General features: G+C 55.9%; 8 protein-coding genes. 2 read left to right on the plus strand and 6 right to left on the minus strand.

The genetic code is table 11. The features are described from left to right. Window positions 1–49 precede the first annotated feature (49 nt). Both OZX62_RS09310 and OZX62_RS09315 read left to right on the plus strand, forming a co-directional pair. A complete protein-coding gene (locus tag OZX62_RS09310) occupies window positions 50–6751 on the plus strand; it encodes an InlB B-repeat-containing protein (RefSeq protein ID WP_277175901.1) in 6702 nt (2233 codons plus the stop codon). Between the two features lie 265 nt (window positions 6752–7016). After that, window positions 7017–8435 carry a leucine-rich repeat domain-containing protein gene (locus OZX62_RS09315; protein ID WP_277175902.1) on the plus strand — a complete coding sequence of 473 codons (1419 nt, stop codon included), beginning with the start codon at window positions 7017–7019 and terminating at the stop codon, window positions 8433–8435. A gap of 136 nt (window positions 8436–8571) precedes the next feature. Here the strand turns inward: OZX62_RS09315 and OZX62_RS09320 are convergent, their stop codons facing one another. The 6 genes from OZX62_RS09320 to OZX62_RS09345 all read right to left on the minus strand — a co-directional run bounded on the left by OZX62_RS09320 (window position 8572) and on the right by OZX62_RS09345 (window position 20528). Then, window positions 8572–9585, minus strand: a complete 1014-nt coding sequence (locus tag OZX62_RS09320) for a class C sortase (protein ID WP_277175903.1) — start codon at window positions 9583–9585, stop codon at window positions 8572–8574. Window positions 9586–9688: 103 nt separating this feature from the next. Next, on the minus strand, window positions 9689–11599 hold the full coding sequence (locus OZX62_RS09325) for an isopeptide-forming domain-containing fimbrial protein (protein WP_277175904.1): 1911 nt from the start codon (window positions 11597–11599) through the stop codon (window positions 9689–9691). A gap of 11 nt (window positions 11600–11610) precedes the next feature. Next, window positions 11611–12897 (minus strand): SpaA isopeptide-forming pilin-related protein, encoded by a 1287-nt coding sequence (locus OZX62_RS09330; protein ID WP_277175905.1) that lies wholly within the window; start codon window positions 12895–12897, stop codon window positions 11611–11613. 102 nt (window positions 12898–12999) lie between these two features. Continuing rightward, window positions 13000–14739: an isopeptide-forming domain-containing fimbrial protein gene (locus OZX62_RS09335; protein WP_277175906.1), complete on the minus strand. Its 1740-nt coding sequence runs from the start codon at window positions 14737–14739 to the stop codon at window positions 13000–13002. A 151-nt stretch (window positions 14740–14890) separates the two neighbouring features. Continuing rightward, window positions 14891–18244, minus strand: a complete 3354-nt coding sequence (locus OZX62_RS09340; RefSeq protein WP_277175907.1) for a BspA family leucine-rich repeat surface protein — start codon at window positions 18242–18244, stop codon at window positions 14891–14893. A gap of 808 nt (window positions 18245–19052) precedes the next feature. Next, a complete protein-coding gene (locus OZX62_RS09345) occupies window positions 19053–20528 on the minus strand; it encodes a glycoside hydrolase family 32 protein (RefSeq protein ID WP_277175908.1) in 1476 nt (491 codons plus the stop codon). Between the last annotated feature and the right edge of the window lie 24 nt (window positions 20529–20552).

The raw sequence follows: 20552 nt of genomic DNA on the forward strand, positions 1-20552 counted from the left end.
CTGTCACAAATTTGCATTGGTTTACAAAGAGAATGACGTGAGGGAAACTATGGGTACGGCAAAACAGACGATTCGCAAGAATGCTCGTAAGGTAATCGTTGCAGGTATAGCGGCAATCACAGGCATGTCCATGCTCATACCAAGCGCTTCGGCCCAGACGGCCCAATTCGGCACGGGCCAGCCTCCCGGAGCGAACCAAGCAATCGCAGCGCAAGCGACTTCCCAACCCTCAGCACAGCCGGCGACTTCCCCGGCATCTTCAGAAAAGCTAGAGCCACAAACACCAAAGTTGGACGCGGCCCCGGCACAGGTAGCCGCAGTGCCGTCGCCAGTGGACGCACGCACGCAAACCAAACAACCGTCACAAAGCCGAACTCTGAACAAACAGAACGCAGCGAACACCAAAGCCGCAGCTTCAACGTCGAACAATCAGGCTAACAATTCCAACGCTCAAACCGGTACACAACAAGCAGCCCCCGGCAATCAATCGGATCCTGCCCAACCGGCACCAGCCACGCCGTCCGCCCAACCCAATTGCGAAATCGGCAGAAGCACCATCGCCGAATGCTTCCCGGACAAGGCTTTTGCAAAGGTAGTCATTCAAGCGATAAGCTGGCATCCACTCCCAGCCTCCACCTTCACGCAGGACATGGCAGACGGCATCACATCATTGGTGCCACGCACGCACAATGCCGTCAGCAGCCTTGAGGGCGCACAATATCTCACCAACCTCACCAACATCACCCTCGATTCCGGCACAGTCAGCGACCTCACGCCACTGGCAGGGCTGACAAAACTCAACACAATCATCCTGTCGAACAACAAGATCTCCGACCTGAAACCGCTGAAGAACCTGACAAACCTGACCACCCTCACCCTCAGCGACAATCGAATCACAGATCTCAGCGGTATTGAGAACCTCACATCACTCAACATACTCCTTCTCGACAGCTCAAGCGGAAGCTATTACGACACACCAACAAACCAAATCCAAGACCTGACGCCGCTGCGAAAACTCACCAAACTGACCAGGCTCAACATCTCAGGCAACGCAATCTCCGACCTCAACGGCATCGAGAACCTCACATCACTCAACACACTCTTCGCCTCAGGCACTTCCTCGAGAATCACCAACAACATCCGCAGTCTCACACCGTTGAAACGACTTACCTCACTGAGCGAGCTAGAGCTCGAAAACAACGACATCTCCGACGTCACACCTCTTGCGAACCTGGACCACCTCCTCATCCTCGACCTATCTGGCAATAAGCTCAACAACAACATCAAACCACTCGGCAAGCTCTACGGGTTGGGCTACCTAAATCTGAATTCCACCGGTACCGTCACACTTGACGGCCTCAAAGATCTGGCACCTCATCTGGGGCAATTGAAGATCAGCGACAATGAAGTCAGCGATTTGAAACCGCTTTCCGGGTTCAACTTGCTCACCGACCTCGACGCCAGCGGCAATGAAATCAGCGATCTGAAACCGCTGGCGGGGCTCAAAGCCATCATCAACCTTGCGCTGGGCGGAAACCGCATCAGCGACATACAGGGATTGGCAGGGCTGAGCACCCTTACCCAACTTGACCTTCAGAACAACACCATAGAGGAGATTGGCACAAAACTGGATGGACTGACCTCCCTCCAGATGCTTATGCTGAGTCAGAACAACATAAAAGCCATCACCACAAAACCGAATGGGCTCACCTCCCTCAACCGCCTCTATTTGGACCACAACCGCATCAGCGACATATCCGGATTATCCGCACTCACCAGCCTGCAAACACTCTATATGCAATACAATGTCATCACCGACACCACACCGCTGACCAATCTGACAGAACTGAGCGACGTCAACTTCACCTACAACAAAATCGACAATCTTGCCGGACTGTCAAACCTCCACAAGCTCGAAAACCGGCAAAAAAACTGGCGAAACGTCGACATTAACCTAACCCACAACAACATCAGCGACCTCACGCCACTCTCTTCATTGACCGGACTGACCAGCCTCGACCTGAGCCACAACAACATCAGCGATCTGAAACCACTGGAAAGCCTCACCAAGCTCGGCAGCACCGCTTTGAATGACGGCTTCGATTATATCGACAGTTCGGCGTTAAAACTCGACTCCAACCACATCACCGATTTCAGCCCGCTGGCCAAGCTCGTCAACCTTCCCTGCGTCGACTTGAGAGACAACCAGATCAGTGACCTCACGCCGATCAAATCCATGCCTTTCATCATCGGACTTGACGTGCAGGGCAACGACATCAGCGACCTCACGCCGCTTGTCGGCCACCCCGGCATCACCTCTGGCATGACGGATCCGACAACCTCCTCCACCCAACGCGGAATGCTCAACCTCAATGACAACCACATCAGCGACCTTACGCCGCTCGCAGGCTTCGTTGACAATCTGCAAGTGCTCAAGCTCATGGGGCAAACCATTGAGCTGCCCGCACAACAATCGCCCGCATCGACCACGCTCGACGGCGCAAAACTTTCTGACGGGAGCTTCGCCGAAGTCACTTCCACCAATCCGACCAAAGGGGCGACCTACGACCAGAACACAGGCCGTGCCACATTCAATAATCTCAATGGTGTCAAACGGGTATCCCTTCAGTTCAAGGACACGCAAGTCTACGGCATCTACAATTCCTGGGCGACTTACTCCGGCACCGTCTCACGACTGCTCGCGACTCAACATACCGTGACATTCGACTTAGGCTACGAAGGCACCACCCCGTATTCGCGCAAAGTTTTTGATGGTGACCAAATCTACGACGAGTCGCCAGGCCGCGACGACGGATACGTGTTCGGCAAGTGGCAAATCCAGAAGGACGGCCAATGGGTCGACTATGACATGAGCGCCCCCGTCACCAAGGACATCACACTGAAGGCCACATGGATAAAGATTCCGAACCAGCCCACATCCACATGCACCATCCTCTTCAACACCGGTGACGCACAAGTCGCCGTTCCTGCCCAGGAGCTCAAATGCGGCGGTCAAGCCGTCTCCCCCGTACCTCCGTCATATCCTGGCTACACCTTCGGTGGATGGCAGATCAAAGACAACGGAAGGCTGCAGGGCATCAACTTGAGGACGGCGCATTTCCAGCAAGACACCACCGTCTTTGCCAAGTGGATCCGCGCTTTCCATACCGTCAGATTCGACACCGGCGATGGCGGCACTCTCATCACTTCGAAAAACATAGCCGAAGGCGACACTATCGGCGATGTGGAAAAGCCGACGCGCACCGGCTATACCTTCATCTGCTGGCAGGTGGAACGCGACGGGGTCCTGACCGACTACAACATTAACGCCGGAGTCAGCGATGACATCACGCTTGTCGCCAAGTGGAAGACTTTGACCCATACCGTCACCTTCGTTATCGATGCGGAGGCCGGTAAAACCGAAACCTTCAAGGTCAAGGACGGCGACACGATTACCAAGCCCGGCGACCCCACCCGAAAACACTGGAATTTTACCGAATGGAAATGTTATAACAGCGTTCATAATCTGGTCGTTTATGATTTCTCCAATCCAGTGACCAATGACGTCACCATCTACGCACAATGGAAACGAATCATGCGGACGATTTCGTTCGACACCGGCGAAGGCGGCCCCCTCGTACATTCGATGCAGGTTGCCGACGGCGACAGTTTCATCGCTCCGCCCAACCCGACACTGCAGCATTACGATTTCATTTCCTGGCAGTTTAAGGACGCCAACGGCAAGCTCAACGACTACGACTTCAGCACCGAGGTGCTTTCTGACTTTACCCTCTATGCCAAGTGGGAGCACACCACCCATACAGTCAGCTTCGATACTGGCGAGGGCGCGACCAAATTCAATCCCATTACGGTCAGCGACGGCGACGCGATAGGCAAGATCGACAACAAGCCGACGCGACCCGGCTACCGTTTCCGCGGCTGGCAGATACGCCACGGCTCCAACCTGGTCGATTACGACACGCTCACCACGCCGGTGACCGGCGATATCACCCTAATCGCCGACTGGGCGCCCCTCAACTATAAGGTGACTTTCGACGCCTCGCCTGTTTCCATCACGGAAACCAGTGTTCCCGAAAACTGGACACTGACCGACAAGGCACCCAAGGTGACCCGTATCGGCTATACGCTGGGCGGATGGAAGCTCGACAAAGACGGCCATGGCGCGCTTGTCGATTACGACCTTGCCACTCCCGTCACGCACGACATCAAGCTGGTCGCCGTGTGGATTCCGAATGTGCAAACCGTCACCTTCGTCACCGGAGATGGCGCCACCACAATCCCGCCGAAGAAGGTGAACTATGACGACACCATCGGCACGGTTACGCCTCCGACCCGCCCGGGTTATACTTTCCTAGGCTGGCAGATTGACAACGGGCAGGGTGGGCCGACCGACTACGACACGCTTACCACGCCCGTCAAAGGCGACATCACCCTGCACGCCAAGTGGACAGTCACGCCGTACACCGTCACCTTCGAGACCGGCGGCCAGGCCACCCACGTAGACAAGCAATCCGTAATACCAGGGCAGACGGTCTCCGTGCCCGACAACCCGACGCTGGCACACTACGCTTTCGGCGGCTGGAAGACCAAAGCCGACTTCACCGGCGAGAACTATGACTTCTCGAAACCGGTGGACCACGATTTCACCCTTTACGCCAAGTGGGTGCCGAATTGGGGCTGCGATATCGGCAAAAGCAGCCTGATCCAGTGCGTGCCCGATGCGAAGCTTGCCAATGTCATCGCTCGCAAGCTGCATATCGACGTGACTTCCAGGCTCACCCAGCAATTCGTGGACTCCGTCACCGATCTGGACGCCAGCAACGCCCAGGTCCGCGATCTCACCGGCATCGGCAACTTCACCAAGCTCAAGACGCTCAATCTTTCCGGCAACGAAATTAAGAGTCTGGAGCCGATGAAGCCGCTTTCCAACCTCACGAGCGTCAATCTCAGAGGCAACAGCATCTCAGACGCGACCCCACTGACGCAGCTTCCCGCTCTCGTCTCCTTCGACCTGACCAAACAGGCGTTGGGCGTGGAGGTCATCGCCCCTCTGCCGGCGACCATCAATCTGCCCGGTATGACGAGCGTAGAGAACGCGAACGTCTCCTGCACTCCCGCCGGATGCTCGGCCACCCTCTTCGGCCCGCAAACCATTGAAGTAAGAACCGTACGCATCGACGGCCCTGCAGGCATCACCTATATCGCTGTCACCTTCGAGGAAAACGGGACGATAGGCCATGGCCAAGGCACCATCAGCGGCACCATCCACGTCCACGTCAACGACATCCATGACAGTGGTGGAAGCGGAAGCGGCGGCGGTTCGGACAAGCCGCAGCCACCGGCACCCTCGAAGGAGCCGATTACCTACACCGTCTATTTCAACACCGAAGGCGGCAGTGAGGTCGACCCGGTGACCCTGCACGACGGAGACAAGGTTACGTCGCCCAACACCACCCTCGAAGGCTACAAACTCAAGGGATGGCAAATCATCAAGGACGGCACCACCAACCTTGTGAACTACGACATGAACACCCCCGTCACGCACGACATCACTCTGCATGCCGTGTGGGTGAAGAGCGAGGCGCCGACGCCCGTGACCCACAAGGTCACTTTCGACACCAACGGCGGCAGCACCATCGACCCTGTGACCGTCAATGACGGCGACAATTTGACCGGCAAGGTCCCAGCAACTACGCGCGAAGGCTATACGTTGAAGGGATGGCAGATTGACAACGGCCACGGCAACTGGAGCGACTATCGGCTTGAAGCCGCTGTAACCCACGACCTCAAGTTGCGAGCGCTGTGGGAACCGAACAAGGTTCCCGGGAATCCTGATCAGCCGGGTAATCCCGATCAACCCGGTAATCCCGATCAACCCGGCACGCCCGACAATCCCGGCAATCCCGGGAATCCTGACCAGCCGGGCAAACCGGACAACCCCGGAAATCCCAACAAGCCCGGTAACCCTGACCAGCCAAGTAATCCCGGCAATCCGGGAACGCCCGGCACACCGAATAATCCCGACAAGCCTGGCAACCCCGGCAATCCCGGAAATCCCGGCGCCCCAAGCAACCCCGGTTCCCCAAGCAACCCGGGAGGATCCGGCACTCCCGGAACCCCGTCAAAGCCTGGCACAGGAAGCAACGGCAGCACGTCTTCGAACGGTAACTCCGGAACCTCTTCCGGCAATGGCCCGGTCGCCATCGCCCAGCCCAGCCTTGCTGCCCGACCCGTCCTGATAGGCGGGGCTAGCAACGGCCTCGGCATTGGCACTAACAATGGCAATGCCAACAGCATGACCAATGGAACTTCGAACCCATCCGGCACGCAAAACGGCAATAGCGGAAACGCCACCACGCCGCAGAGCCCATCCGGCAGCGACAACTCCGCCGACAAGGCTCGCAAGCCGCGACCGCGCCCGAAGTGCATATCCGACGACGTGGCCCGCAGACTCGAAGCCAAGGCCAAAGCCAAAGCCGGCAACAAGACCGACTGGCTCGAGGCCCAAGGCGAGAATGCAGGTTGGAAGGACTCCGACTACGAAGGCCTGCCCAAGTGCTCGGCCGAACAATCGGCTGCCAAACCGGCCAAAAGCACACACGCCCTCTCCGGCCTCTGGTGGATCATCCTGCTGATAGTCATCGCGCTCGCCGCGGTGATCGGATACCTGATCAAGCGCCACAGCGATTCGACGCACGATTCCGAAGCCTCGCACTGGGGAGGCGAATAAGGAGTAAGTAAATAAGGAGTAATAACAAATAAAAAGAAGCCATCGGCGGCAGCGTACATCCCTACAACGCTGCCGCCGATTGGCATCATAAGCCCGAAAACCACCAAATCCCTTCCTACTAATTCCGTTCACAGGCTGATTACTACCAGTCGCCAGCTGTTTAGTACACCTTGCTGGTTTTATCTGTCATTTTTGCTCTAAATGACCTATAATATTTACTACTGGAATTGGGTCTTTTGCGACCTACGAAAGAGAGGATTGAGTGATGAAAATGCAGGCAAAGGCACGTAGAACGCTGATACGTAGCGTCGCCGCTTTCTTTGCCGCACTGTTGGGCGCAATCCTCATCACCACGCAATGCATGACTCCTGCAGCCTCGGCCTCAGAACCGTTGACCAAGAGTGGCGCGTGCGCTACCGGCGGCAACACCATCGCCGAATGCTTCCCCGACCCGGTGCTGGCAACAGCCGTGGCGAGCGCCGCAAGCGACAGCGGGCACCAGTTCACTACTTCAAGCAAGTTCACTTCAACCGTCGCTTCGCGCGTCAAGCAGATTTCCATGACCGACCAGAATCTTGCCAGTCTTGAAGGGCTCGGCCTCCTTACGAGTCTCAGAATTCTTTACATCCCCTCCAGCCAGCTTACGGACATCTCGTCGGTTGCCAATCTCACGAATCTGACTGATCTCACCATTAATTCCAGCCCAAACATCGAAAGCTTCACGCCGGTTTCCGGGCTGACCAACTTGGTGAACCTGAGCCTTTCCGGAGATGGCATCAACAGCGATGAAAAGCCCTTGCCGAGTTTGTCGCGACTTTCCAGCCTCATTTATCTGACTTTGGACAACAATTCCATCAGCGACCTTACTCCCCTGCGCGGTCTCACGCAATTGATGCGTCTGAGCCTTGCCGATAACAGCGTCGCCGACATCTCGGTGCTGCACAACCTGCCGAACCTCACGTATCTGTATCTGCAGAATGACGAAAATCTCCCGCCCTACGAAGACGGCAATCAGGTAAGCGACCTCGAGCCTCTGCAAGGGCTGCCTTTGGTGCAGTTCACCATCACTAACCAGCATCCGACTGATCTGGCGACTTCAAGCACCGTGGTCAGCGTGCGGGTCCCCAAGTCGGTCGACGGCTCGTTCGTCGCCCCCGCCGCCGGCACCATCCAGCCGAGTTCCGGCTCATACAACCCGGTAACCGGTACAGTGACTTGGGACAATCTTGAATACGTCCATGAGGTTTCATTCGGTTTCGATATCGAATGCGACGCCAAAGGGTGCAAGAAGTTCAGCGGAACCGTAAGCCGCACATTGCCGTTCGAAGCCGAGGCGTTCAGCCTCGACCCAAGCCCGAATACGCAGGCGCAAGACCCGATTCCGGCACCGAACCAGCAGGGTCAGCCGGAGCGTCCGAAGCCATCGACCCCGCAAAAGCCCGGTCCCAAGAATCCGACTCCCGACCCCGCGCCGCAGCCGTTCGGCAATCCGAATACGCCTGGCGACAAGAAGCACCATACGTTGGTGAAACCTAACCAGATTCTCGTGGCATCGCAAGCCACGCAGCCGCATGATTCGATGGCTACGACCGGCGCAGCCATCACTGTGGTCGTCGTTGTCGCGGTAGTTGCGTTGGCGTTTGGCATCTACCTCATTGTGATGAAGAAGAAACACAGCAAGTAGCAGGTCGATTCCGATCTGCTTGCAAGAAACCCAGCTAAATAATTCGGCAAGTATAATTACCGATTATTCAGCTGGGTTTTTGGTTCGCGTGCATTGAAGCCGTTCGAAACGCTGCGTTCAAGTCTGCGCTCAAAGTCTATGAAATCTGTTTCTGCGCGTGACCGGCAGGGCGTTCCTGCGGGTGCCGGTATTTGATGATGACGATAATCGAGATACCAATGATGAGAACGGCAATTGCCGTAGTAACCGCCATGATCGCGCTCATCACTAGACGCCCGAAATTATCGGGATATTGCTTGTCGAGCGAATGATCGCGAACACCCTGGACGAGCAAACGGTGATCGTTGACGCCATAGGGGAAGCAGGTCATCAGTGTGGCGCGGTCTGCACCAGCTTCGATTTTCAGCTTGCTGGTATCGTCCGGGCGAATGACGCTGATACGGTCGACGCGATAGCCCATTTTGCGACCGGGGACATGAATATAGAAAGCATCGCCCTTTTTCATCTCGTCAAGCCGGGTGAACAGCAGTGATCGAGTGAGTCCGTTGTGCGAAACGAGCACAGTGTGCGTCGACGAGCCGCCCGCAGGCAATGACGTGCCGTACATGTGCCCGGCGCCGATATCCATGGTCTCCACGGATGTCCCGTGATAAATCGGCAGATCTACGGCGATCTTCGGCACGATCACCATGCCCATCACACCGCCGCCCTCGTCGAGCATGCTTTGGTATCGCTTGTCTTTCACCTCTACGGTGTTGCTGTGGTCGCCGCCGCCATAGATGCTTTTATCGAACGGATCGGTGACGTCCCCCATAATCGACTGGCCCGATTGGGCGAGCTGCTGGTTGTATTGGTCGGCGGCCACCAACGCCTTGCGCTGCTCCTCCGTGGTTTTATGATCCATCTGCCACTCGAGGCTCTGCGTCTGCGAGGCCTGCTTGAAGGCGTTGACCGCCTGCAGCACAAACGGATAGCCGATCATCGCCACTCCGCCCAGCAGAAGCAATCCTACGACCAACTTCATCAGAAGCATCAACGGGCCACCACCACGCGCAACCGGATTCAAGCCTTCATTGCCTGCGATGATGGCATCGAAAGTGGTCGGTATAGCGTGCGAAACCTGAGGTGGTTCAGAATGACGTTTTTTCATAACTAGAGTGCTCCGAAGCGAGTTTTTCTATCGCGTGCACACATTAGCGGCAAACCTTTGGCGACTGCAATTGCCACTGCGGCACAACGACGGACGTACTTCATCAGACTCTCGCACTACTTACAACATTGCGCCTACGCATCAGTCGCTTCATACCAACGAGGATGCCGATGCCGCACATCAGCGCCATGACTCCAATGAGCACGCGCACCCCCGTACCTACAGGACTGGTAGCCGGCACATCCTTCAGCGCCCCGATATACCGCACGTTCACCACTTTGCCGTCGCCATCTTGGCTGGCCATTCCATACGGATTACTCCCAATCGACTGCGTCAAGCTTTCCGTGCCGTCGCCCTGGTCCTGATGCTTCAGCGTAATCTCGAAATCATAACTCTCGAGCATTTCCCAGTTGCCAGGCGCGGCAGTCTGGTGAATGATATACGTACCATCGGCCAGACCGGTGATTTCGGCATCTCCGGAAGCCGGTATCCTGATGGTGTCGGTGGAGTTGGTCTGCGAGGCCTCGGCCGCACAGTACTTCGCCGGACTCGAGATATTCCCAGTAGATAATTGCGCGAACTTTATCGGGTGGGTGGGGTCTTCCTTGTGGGAGACGGTGAATGCCGCCCCTTCCGGGGAAAGATTCCATGACGTCTTGGGCACATGTAAGGAGAAACCACCTGTGTAGACATTCACCCGTGCGGCCAGCAACTCCCTTTCCCAAGTGTCATTTGGTCCGGTCCCGCAACCACAACCAGTATCCACATGGAAACTATAGGTCATCTTTGCCTCATTGGCCGTCGCATCACTGGTGCCGGCACTGCCGTTGAGCTTAGCCCAATATACGATCTTCAAGGATTTACCCCGAAAAGTGGTTCCATGGATATAATCGGAAAAATCAAAAACAATATAAGCGCCTGGAATCGGGTTAGGGGAATCCGCCAAGTTGGTCGTACATGTGACTGGATTCGGACAAGTCTCATCCCTGACCTGCAGGACATAGCCAGCGGTTCCAGGCTTGGCAGGCTCTACTGGCTGCCCGTCGATGAATACTTCCGGTTTGAAATCGCTGCTGACATACGACAATCCCTTGGAGAACGTATCACGAACTTTAAATTTTTCTAGCGAGTCCCATCGCCAAGTCGAGGGCAGAACGGCATTGATCGTGTATTTAACAGAATCGCCGATATTATAGGTCTTCTTCCCCACCGTCTTGGTGATAGAGCCATCCTGATTTCCCTTCATGGTGATTACTTTGGTACCCAGATAATCCTCACGTTGCGTATCAAGCTCGCCACCAACGGTGCTGACAATGATAGGCTCATATTCCCCCCGCTCTGTCGTACTTAAATAATCCCACCCTGCACTTATGAAATAAACACCGTTGGGAAGAAGAATGGTATCGACCGGATTCCCGTCACTATCAGGATTCTCCGAAACCCCTGCGCAGATTCCATCACATTCTGGCTCATAATTATGCTCTAAACGCGCTGTCCCATACGTGTCACTGCCCAAGTGTTCCGAAAACCACCACCCCGTGATATTCATATTGTAAGCAAACATGCCCGCACGACTCGTCTCACCGGCAAGGGTTTCCTTGCTCCACTGGTCTGCCAGCCAGTTCATCGGGTCACGGTTTATCTCCTTATAGTCCGTTTCACACTGAGTGCCAAATCCTGCATACTCGCAAAAGACACTTTTGGTATCGGTATAAGGATAAGGCTGCTTCACTATTTCTTTAGCGGAAGCGGAATTCGTGGTGACTTTCAACGTATTCTTTTCAGGGTTCTGATTAACATAATCCCCGATTTTTACGATATTCAGAAGTAGCGTCTCACCAGGACCATTGCGCTTGATTTTCAATGGGACAAGGGGCTGGGCACCATGATCTGGTGTCGTCGTGCCAGGAAATTCGTCTGCACTCGCAGCAGGCGCACCTGCAAAAAGCGTGGCAACACATACAACAGCGGCGAACACAACCATCGCGATTTTTGTCAAACGTTGTTTCAGCATGGACTTACCTCTCATTTACGTCCTCCCACCCTGTCTGGAGCATTGGTCTTATGCGAGCGCTTGTTTGCGTAACGTACGCCGAAGTAAAGCGCCGCCGCTACAGCTACCAGCACCAGGCCGATCAACAAGCGCATCAATATGCCCGCGGCTCCTGAGGCCGGTAGCTGCCCGACGGACTGCACGTTGGAAACCGTAAATTCATTCGTGCTTCCGTTCTGCTTCACGAGGCCGTACATGTCGCCGGACTGTGAATAAGAGACGCCGGTCAACATATTGCTGGCGTCAAAATCATGGGTAATCGTCACATTGAAGGAGAAGCCGGAAGGCACCAGATAGCCTTCCGGAGCCTTGGACTCCTTGACGACATAAATACCGTCGGCAAGCCCCTCAATCTTGATTTTGCCAGACTGCGGCACCACCAGCGTATCGACGGTGGCCCCGGTTTCCAACGATTCAGGCAAGATATAGTCGGCACTGGCCGTGCCCTCGCCGCCGGAACGCACGAACTTCAGCGGATTCGTCTCGCCCTTGCGGCGAATCTGAAACTCGGCAGTAGGCAAGGCTTCGCCGCTGGTTCTCGAAATCTTATCGATGGCGAAGCCGCCGGTATAAAGCTTGACGACAGGCCCTGGCAACACTGTGTTCTTGCACGTGTTTCCCGGGTCATCGTTGTATTCGGTTTTGGCCGAACTTGTGGTGGCTGTGCTGTCGTTTCCTGTGTATGCTTTCGCATTGACGTAGGCAGTGTATGAAATCTTGATCGGTTCATTGCCCAATGAAAAATCGTGGTTTCCTATTTTGCCGTTGATATAGGAGGAAAAATCGAAACTCAGCGTGGTGGCCGCGGATGAACTCGACGCGACCGAAAGCTGGTAGCCGGTGCTGTCGCCAGCCGGGACTTCGTGCAGCTCTTCGCCACCGATAGTGACCGTTACATGCGCTCTGGCTGAGTCGTAAGTCAAGCCCCTGGAGAGCACGTTGTCCACTTTGAGCATGAACGAGGTGGCGAAAGTATAAACCGGCACTTTGCTGCCGATGGTGAAAACAGCGGGATCGCCCACGTTGTAGGTATTCGCGTTGTTAAGTACTGTTTCTGTGGTTTTGATGCCGGTGGTATCCGCCGCGGGAACAACACGGCCCATCGCAATGGCACCGGTATCGGCAGAGATGAATGGAGTGGCTTCGGCGTTGGCGGAAATCGGCCCCTTAAGCGCAGACGCAGTGCCCGCACCCATGGCCATCATGGCCGCACACGCAGCCAACATAGTCAACGCCTTAGCCAATCCATTCATTCTCATTTTTTGTTCTTTCTTGTTTTTAACTATTGCTCAGAATTACCGCTCGTGGGTTGCCTCGCAAACCAACCGGCTTTCGGGGCAACCCACAAAGTGACTCATCATTTAGTGACGGCGAACAGCCCTGCGGGAGCGCTGCGTATGGCGCATGATCGCATAGAGCCCCACAGCGATGCCGACGAGCAGCAGGCCCGCGACAACCCGCATCAGGATGCCGGCGGCACCAGAAGCAGGAAGCTGCGAGAGCGACTGCACGTTGTAGACGTTGAACACGAACTTGTTGGTCCCGTCTTGTGCCGCCAAATCATACTTGGCAGGCGTTGTCTTGCCCTTGTTCAGCGTATACGTCACAGCGGCGCTCAGCTGGCCCTTGCCACCCGCCTCATCGATGGCAGTCGCATCATGCTCGATGGTCACCGTGAAGGTGAAATCGTCGATGAGCTTATAGCCTTCAGGAGCCTTGGTCTCCTTGACCGTGTAAGTGCCGTCAGCCAAGCCGTTGACCTTGAACGGAGCCGTCAACGTAGCGCTGCCGCTGTGGTCACGGGCTTCAGGACGACGATACTGGTTCACACCATCGGCCGTTGCAGGATCGCTGGCAACGAATTTCACAGGGTCACCGCTGACGCCGTCACCCTTATAGATGTTGAACTCGGCACCGGTAAGAGCGGTTTCCTTGTTCGTCTCAGAGAACTTCTTCACCGTGAAGCTGCCGGTATATACATACACCTTGTCAGCTGGAACGGTAACGACATGGTCGCTTGCGTTATTGGTGTATACCGTCTTGGCATCGTTGACAATGCCGGTGGCATCATTTCCGCTGTTCCCACCGTTCGAGGTCAGCGCATCCTTGTTGACCATCGCATAGAAATCAATGGTGATGTTCTTGCCGGCAAGACTGAAGTCGTTGACATCGATCTTCTTCTTGATATAGTCGCCGAGACTGAAGGTCAATGTGGCACCCGGCACAGCCGTGGAAGCGCCAGCAGGGCTACCGTCAGCGTTTGCAATGGAAAGCGTATAGTCCGTATCGTTAAGAGTGGAGCCGTTGACCTTGATGACCGGATCGATCGAATAGTTGGGATCGAACGTCAGACCCTTGGAAAGGGTATCGACAACATCCAGCTGCATGCTCTTGAGATTCGTATACACCGGAACCACGCTGGTGATGGTGTAATGAACGTACTCGCCGACATCGAAAGTCGGCTTGTTGCGCTTCTTCTCGGTGGTGACTTGCGTGATCTTCGCCTCAATCGTCGAAGAGCCCACGCTGGTAGCCGTCTTGCCGACCGTGCTGACCAGGATCGGAATGGAAACCGCGGCGCTGCCGCTGGTCACATCCTCAATCACATAAATACCATTGGGAATATTGAAGTGTGCCTTGCTGGTACCCGCATCAAACGTAGCGGATGCATCGCCAGCCGTCATAGCCGTCTTGATGTCGTTCTGCTTGACCAGCTCGTTGACAAAATCACGACGCAAGCCCGCGTAAGGCGAAGCCTTCTCACCGCCGTCGCCGCCCCACTTCGCAACCAAAGTGGCCATGGCATCCTGCTTGGCGCTGATTGTGGTGCCCGAAGCGCCCGCAGCAGCCACAATGGCAGCTTTCCTAGTGGCTACGGTCGAGATGCCGACCGAACCGGCTTCCTGATTGATGTAATCGGCAAGCTTGACGGCATGGAACACGTGATTGGCCAATACTGTTGAATCACCTGTGATGTCCAAGTCGACATTGGGCTGAGCCTCAACTGCCGAGGCGCTGGTGACGCCTACGCCCATCATGGCCACACCGGCCACGCAAGCGGCCAGCGAAGCCAAGAGCTTCGTTACTCTTCCTTGTTTCATTGTTATTCCTTATCTTCTTAAATCCTCTAAATTCCTTTACGCCGCAAACGACGAAGTTGCGTTTTGATACCGCACGACTAACCAGGACCGCGGATGGACGGGCGTACCGCACCGTCGTCGATCATGACGGATGAATGCGAATTCCCGTTCATCACCTGCCTCTCTTCCTGTGCTGCGATGCTGCCATTGCATGAGAAGCGGACCGCTGACGCAACGCGATAGCTCCCAGGGCAGCTGCCGTCACGCACAACACAACCAGCCACCACCAAGAGGGAAGGACTGACGTCTTGGCCGAAGCGGGATTCGCGGACTTCTTGGGAGTTCCGCCACTGTCGTTATCACAATAGGGCAACGTTGAAGCCGGGGTGACGTAGCTGATGCCACTGGCGCTGTTGCGGACCTCACCCGTAGAACGCTCGACGCATCTCGGCACCGTCGGAGTGTTCTGAGGTGCATCGGTTGTGGAATCACGGTTCTGCTGGCCGTTGTTGGCATTGTTGCTCGCGCCAGGCGCACGGGTGGCAGAGTTTGCAGTACCGGTTACCGGTGTAGGCGCGGCTCCCAGCTGCGGAGCACCCGGCAAAGTGGCCGGTTGCACGATAACGGTAATACCTTGGCCGTCGGAACCTTCTTCGTCTGTGCCTTCTTCGCCGTTGCCAGAGATGTTGCCGTTGCCTTCGGCGGTCCCGGCCCCGTTCTTCGTCCACTGCGCGTACATGGTGTTGATTCCGGGTTGCATATTGAGTTCAACGCCCGGACGCCACGCGCTGCTGGACGACGGCACACGGCTCCAACCCTGGAACGTATAGCCTTCAAGCGTATATCCGCTTTCGGCGAGCGCACGCTTGTAGGCGCTGCTGGCTGCGGCGTTTGCGGTGAACGTATCGTCCGGCATGGAGCCGTTTGCCTTGAACCCGTCAGGCTCGTTCGGCAGGTAACGCACCGTATACCGCTGGTTATCCACAGGCTCCGAACCGGATCCGGACGCCCCGCCAGTGGATTGCCACTGGGCGTACAACGTGATTACATCGCCGCGATTGAGCTTAAGCTGGTCGCCGGCCTTATAGGCCTTGCCCGGCTTGCCGTTCAGGTCGTTGCCGCCGTTCCATACGGTGTTCCAACCGGTGAAACGATAGCCATTGGCGGCAAGTGCGGACTCGGGAACCGTTTGCTCGGCTCTCGAGACATCGGCACCCGTCACCGCGATCGCGCTCGGCAGGCTTCCGCCGGAAAGCTGCAAACCGCTTTCGGGAAGGTTGGCGTCGAAATTGACCGTGGCAGTCTGTTGCCAGAGGTAGGTCTGAATATCTTGGCCCACAGAGCCGGAACCAGGGCAACGCGCGGCAAGCTGTTCGTTGGCGCCAGCGCTGTCATCGCTGGTCCACTTGTCGTCATTGCGGGCCCAGCGGCCGGTATAACCCTTGTTTTTCAAGGGCTCACTGCTGAAGAACTCAGGGGTGAGCTTCGTCTTGCCGCCGACGGTAAGTTCGTTAAGATATTCGGGCAATACCCGGCAGGTTCCTGCGTCGGCCTTCACCGTGCCCTCGGCGCAGGCGCGGGCATTCGTGCCGGCCCGAACGTTGGTGGTGTCCCAGTTGGAAAGGTCAAGCGAAGTGATGCCGGTGCCTTGGAACATATAGGTCATGCTGGTGACTTTGGAAGTGTCCCAGCCGGAAAGATCCAAAGACGTAAGGTTGCTGTCGCCGCCGAACATATCCCACATCGCGGTGACTTTGGGCGTCTTCCAAACGGACACATCCTTGAGATCGGTGCGCGCGCGGTTGCGCTGGAACATGCCCGCCATCGAAGTGACCTGGTCAGTCTTCCAGTTCTTCATGCCGCTCACGCCGGAAAGCGATTCGTCATAGCGGAACATGCCTTCCATGTTCTGCACCTTGGCGGTCTTCCAGTTCGAAAGATCACCCAGACGGGCGAGAACCCCGTCAAGGTAAAACATGTATGACATATCGGTGACACGGCCGGTGCTCCAATCGCGATTGGCCTTGTCAACGCCTTTGATATCGGAAAGCTTGGTGCAGCCGGCGAACATGGCTTGCATGGAATTGGCCGAAAGCGTCTTCCAATTCGAAAGATTCAAAACGGGCAGTCGGTTCAGGCCCATGAACATCTGATTGAACGTGCGGACCCTGCGCACGTCCCAACCGGAAATCGCGGAAAGATCCGAGGGACCCGCCTGCTTCGACGCATCAGGCGTGCCCGGAAGCGGCAAATCGGGAACCTGCTTGACCATCGAGAACATGCCTTGCATGAACTCGACCCCGCTCGTGTTCCAGCCCGCCAGGCCATCGATGGCCCTCAGGCTCGCGTCGAGGGCGAAGAGGTTCGACATATCCCGTACCCGCGAAGTGTTCCAATTCGAAAGGTTCAGGCTTGAAAGCGAGGAAGCGCCGTAGAACATGCCGGACATATTGATGACGTTGCTGGCTTTCCATGCGGAAAGATCGAGGCTGGTCAGCGATGCGGCTCCCGAGAACATCTGGCACAGCGACACGGTCGGGGCGGAGGCGCCCAGATGCGCCCACGCCTGCAGACCGGGGATGGAGGTCAAAGCCGCGTCATTCAAAAACATACCGGACATATCGGTGACGGATGAGACGTTCCAGCCCGACACGTTGACGGCGCGCAAAGCGGTGTCGCCGCGGAACATGCTCGACATATCGGTGACGGCGGAGGTATCCCAACCGGAAAGGTCGACATCGGTCAGGGCGGTGTCGCCCATGAACATCATGGCCATTTTCTTGGGACGAGCCGTGGCCTTCCAAACCGAAAGGTCAAGATTTTGCAGCTGCGGGGAGTTGGCGAACATCTGAGAAAAATCGCCATCCGTGCCACTCGCGTCGAAATTGCCCGGGTTGTCTACACGAACCTGTCGGAGCGAAGGCATCGAGGAGAAGAGGCCCGCTACGTTGCCGCTGAAGCGGAAGACACCCGTATTGTTTGCAAAGTTGATAACAGTAACTTGATCATGAAGAGGATTGCCTCTCGACCAAGGTGCGCTCTTGGCACCGTCGATCGAACCCGGCTGAATGGTGACTATGCAATCAGCGCCGTCCCATGCGGACGTCCAGTAGGCCTGATCTTGCGAACCTTGCCAATGATCGGAATCGCCGCAGCTCGGACCCAGGCCTTGTGCCGATACCGAAGAACGCGAGGAAGGCGACGCTTCGGGAGAAGCTCCGGCACTCCCGGTTCCGGAGGAAGGAGCGGTGCTTCCGGCCGAACCTTGCCCATTTATGGGTGAGGACTTACCGATTTCGGATTGCTGCGGGGTGGGGCTTACCGGACTTTTCTGTTCGCCAAGCTTCGGGTTTTGCTGGGATTGTGCGACAGCGCCATTATCCTGCAGCAACGAAGTTTGCGCCGGCGCACTTTCAGGCACAGGGTTTCCGTCGAATATATCCCCGTTGGCCGATACGACTATTGGGCAAGCCAAAAGCGCGAGCGCGACCACCGCACCGACGAGCGTTCTTTGCTGCTTCCCCATTCGCCTGCGTCATCCTTTCCAGCATCGACTTCATTTCTTTGTAGCGCGAAGCGGTTTGTTTTTGTAATACAAAATACAATGTCAGCTTACGCACCCATTGGACAGCATTACACATATTTATCTAATTAACTCGCCATAAACGGCAAGCGGTAGTAAATAATGGGCAAACGGTACATATTCGACTATGAAAATTTGATTTTTGTTGATTTTGTACGACGGCAAACGTGAGAAATTTCGGTAATTTTTGACATTCCCAAAACGAAATACAAAAATCACAAAAGAGTTTTACAGACTCACAGCAAAGCGTCAACAACGCCACATACGTTGGCCGTAAAATGAAATCTTTAGCTATCAAAATGGCAGCAAAGCCCGGTATTTCAACTAAAACGGCCTTTTCAACCTATTTCTTGGCACGCCCAACAAAAGATTACTGGCCTTGCGTCTCATTCATCGTGACAATTGCAACCGACCACCAAAAAATAAATGTATAACATTTGACATAAAATTCCGATTTTGTTGACTTTATTTTACATAATACTAATTTTATCTATTTTGTATCAATTCATATAGTCCTCAGCCGGAAACAAAGATAGCAAACGCGGTTACAAGGTCATAGAACCTAAAACCGCACACAAGGAAAAGCGCGAAAGCCGAATTCCAAGGAACCCGGGAACTGCCGACGAACGCAGAAGCGGGGACGGCCGATAACCGGTCATCCCCGCTCCCCTATCAAAGGTTGCGATTTCCTCCAATCGAAACTTCCGGCGTCGCGTCATGCGACATCCCGGAGCTTCAGGCGCACAACCTATCAGCGCATCGCGTTCAGCGCATACACACGAACCTTGCCGTTGAGGCCCGACGCCGGGGCAACGGCCTTGATCGTGGCCGCAGTCGCCGGATACATGCGGCTCGTGAACGTCGCCAATCCGTCATTGACGAAGACCTCCATGGAGGACCGGTCAATGTAGATATGCAGGTCGAGCTTCTCCAGCTTGCCGCAATCGTAGGCGCGAACGCCGTCTTCGCCGCCACGGTCCAGGGTGAGGCGGCCTAAAGCCGCGTCATAGGTGAACGAGACGTCGTGGTCGGTGCCGATGTCCAAGGAGACACCGATCTTGCTGTTCCCGTCAGCGGGAACGTCGGCGGAGAAGAGCACCTCGCAGCGGTTTTCCTTCGGAGCCGCAAGCACCTGGTCGTTGCTCAGCGGCGCAGCGACATCCGCGATAACCGGCCCGCGAAGCGACTCGAGCTCCTTGATCGGCGTCATCCGAACCTGTCCGTCGACTGCGTGAAGCTCGCGCGGCACCGTCATGGCACCGGCCCAACCGTCGGCCTGCTCAGGCATAGGAGTCTGCCACATGTTCATCCAAGCCATGCAGATTCTTCTGCCGTCCGCGGCCTCGAAGGTCTGCGACGCATAGAAATCGTGGCCGCGATCGACTTCTTCGAACTCGCCGTGCTGAAGCTTGCCCGAGGCGTAATCGAAATCGCCGACGAGATAACCCGTCTGGAACACGTTGTGGTACTTCAGTCCCTCAGGCTCCATGCCCACCGGCGAGAACAGCAGGACGTCCTTGCCGTCGAGGCTGAAGAAATCGGGGCATTCCCACATCTCTCCGATCTTGCCCTCGGAATGGGCGATCACGCTTTCGAACTTCCATTCGCGCAAATCGGCGGAGCTGTAGAGCAGAGCCCTGGCCTCGTTGTCTTTGGTGGAGCTGCCGATGACCACGTACCAACGGCCGTCGTGCTTCCAGACCTTCGGGTCCCTGAAATTACGGGAGTTGTCGGACGGGGCTGCGGGAATGACGGGGTTCTGCGCATACTTGCTGAAATGAATGCCGTCCTCACTGACCGCGAGATTCTGCGTCTCCGAGAACTCCGTGTTGAAAGGCTTGATGTCGCCGTCATCGAAAATCTGGCCGGTATAGATAAGGCTCAGCTTGCCGTCGTCGTCCACCGCGCTGCCGGAATAGCAGCCGTCGCGATCGGCCGTCGAACCCGGAGCCATGGCCACGGGCGCGTCCTTCCAATGCACCATGTCATCGCTGATGGCGTGGCCCCAGTGCATCGGGCCCCATTCGCTGGAATAGGGATAGAACTGGTAGAAGGCGTGATACTGGCCTTTGAAGTAGACGAGGCCATTCGGGTCGTTCATCCAACCGACAGGCGGCATCACGTGATAATCAAGACGATAGCGCGGCTTGACACAATCACGGTGGTCACGGATCCACGCATCCGCTTTGGCGGTATCGTTCAGCGTTGAATTGCTGTTGTCACTCATAATTCACATTCTCCTTATTTATTG

The organism is Bifidobacterium sp. ESL0690, from assembly GCF_029392315.1.
In the GTDB taxonomy this organism is placed as follows: domain Bacteria; phylum Actinomycetota; class Actinomycetes; order Actinomycetales; family Bifidobacteriaceae; genus Bifidobacterium.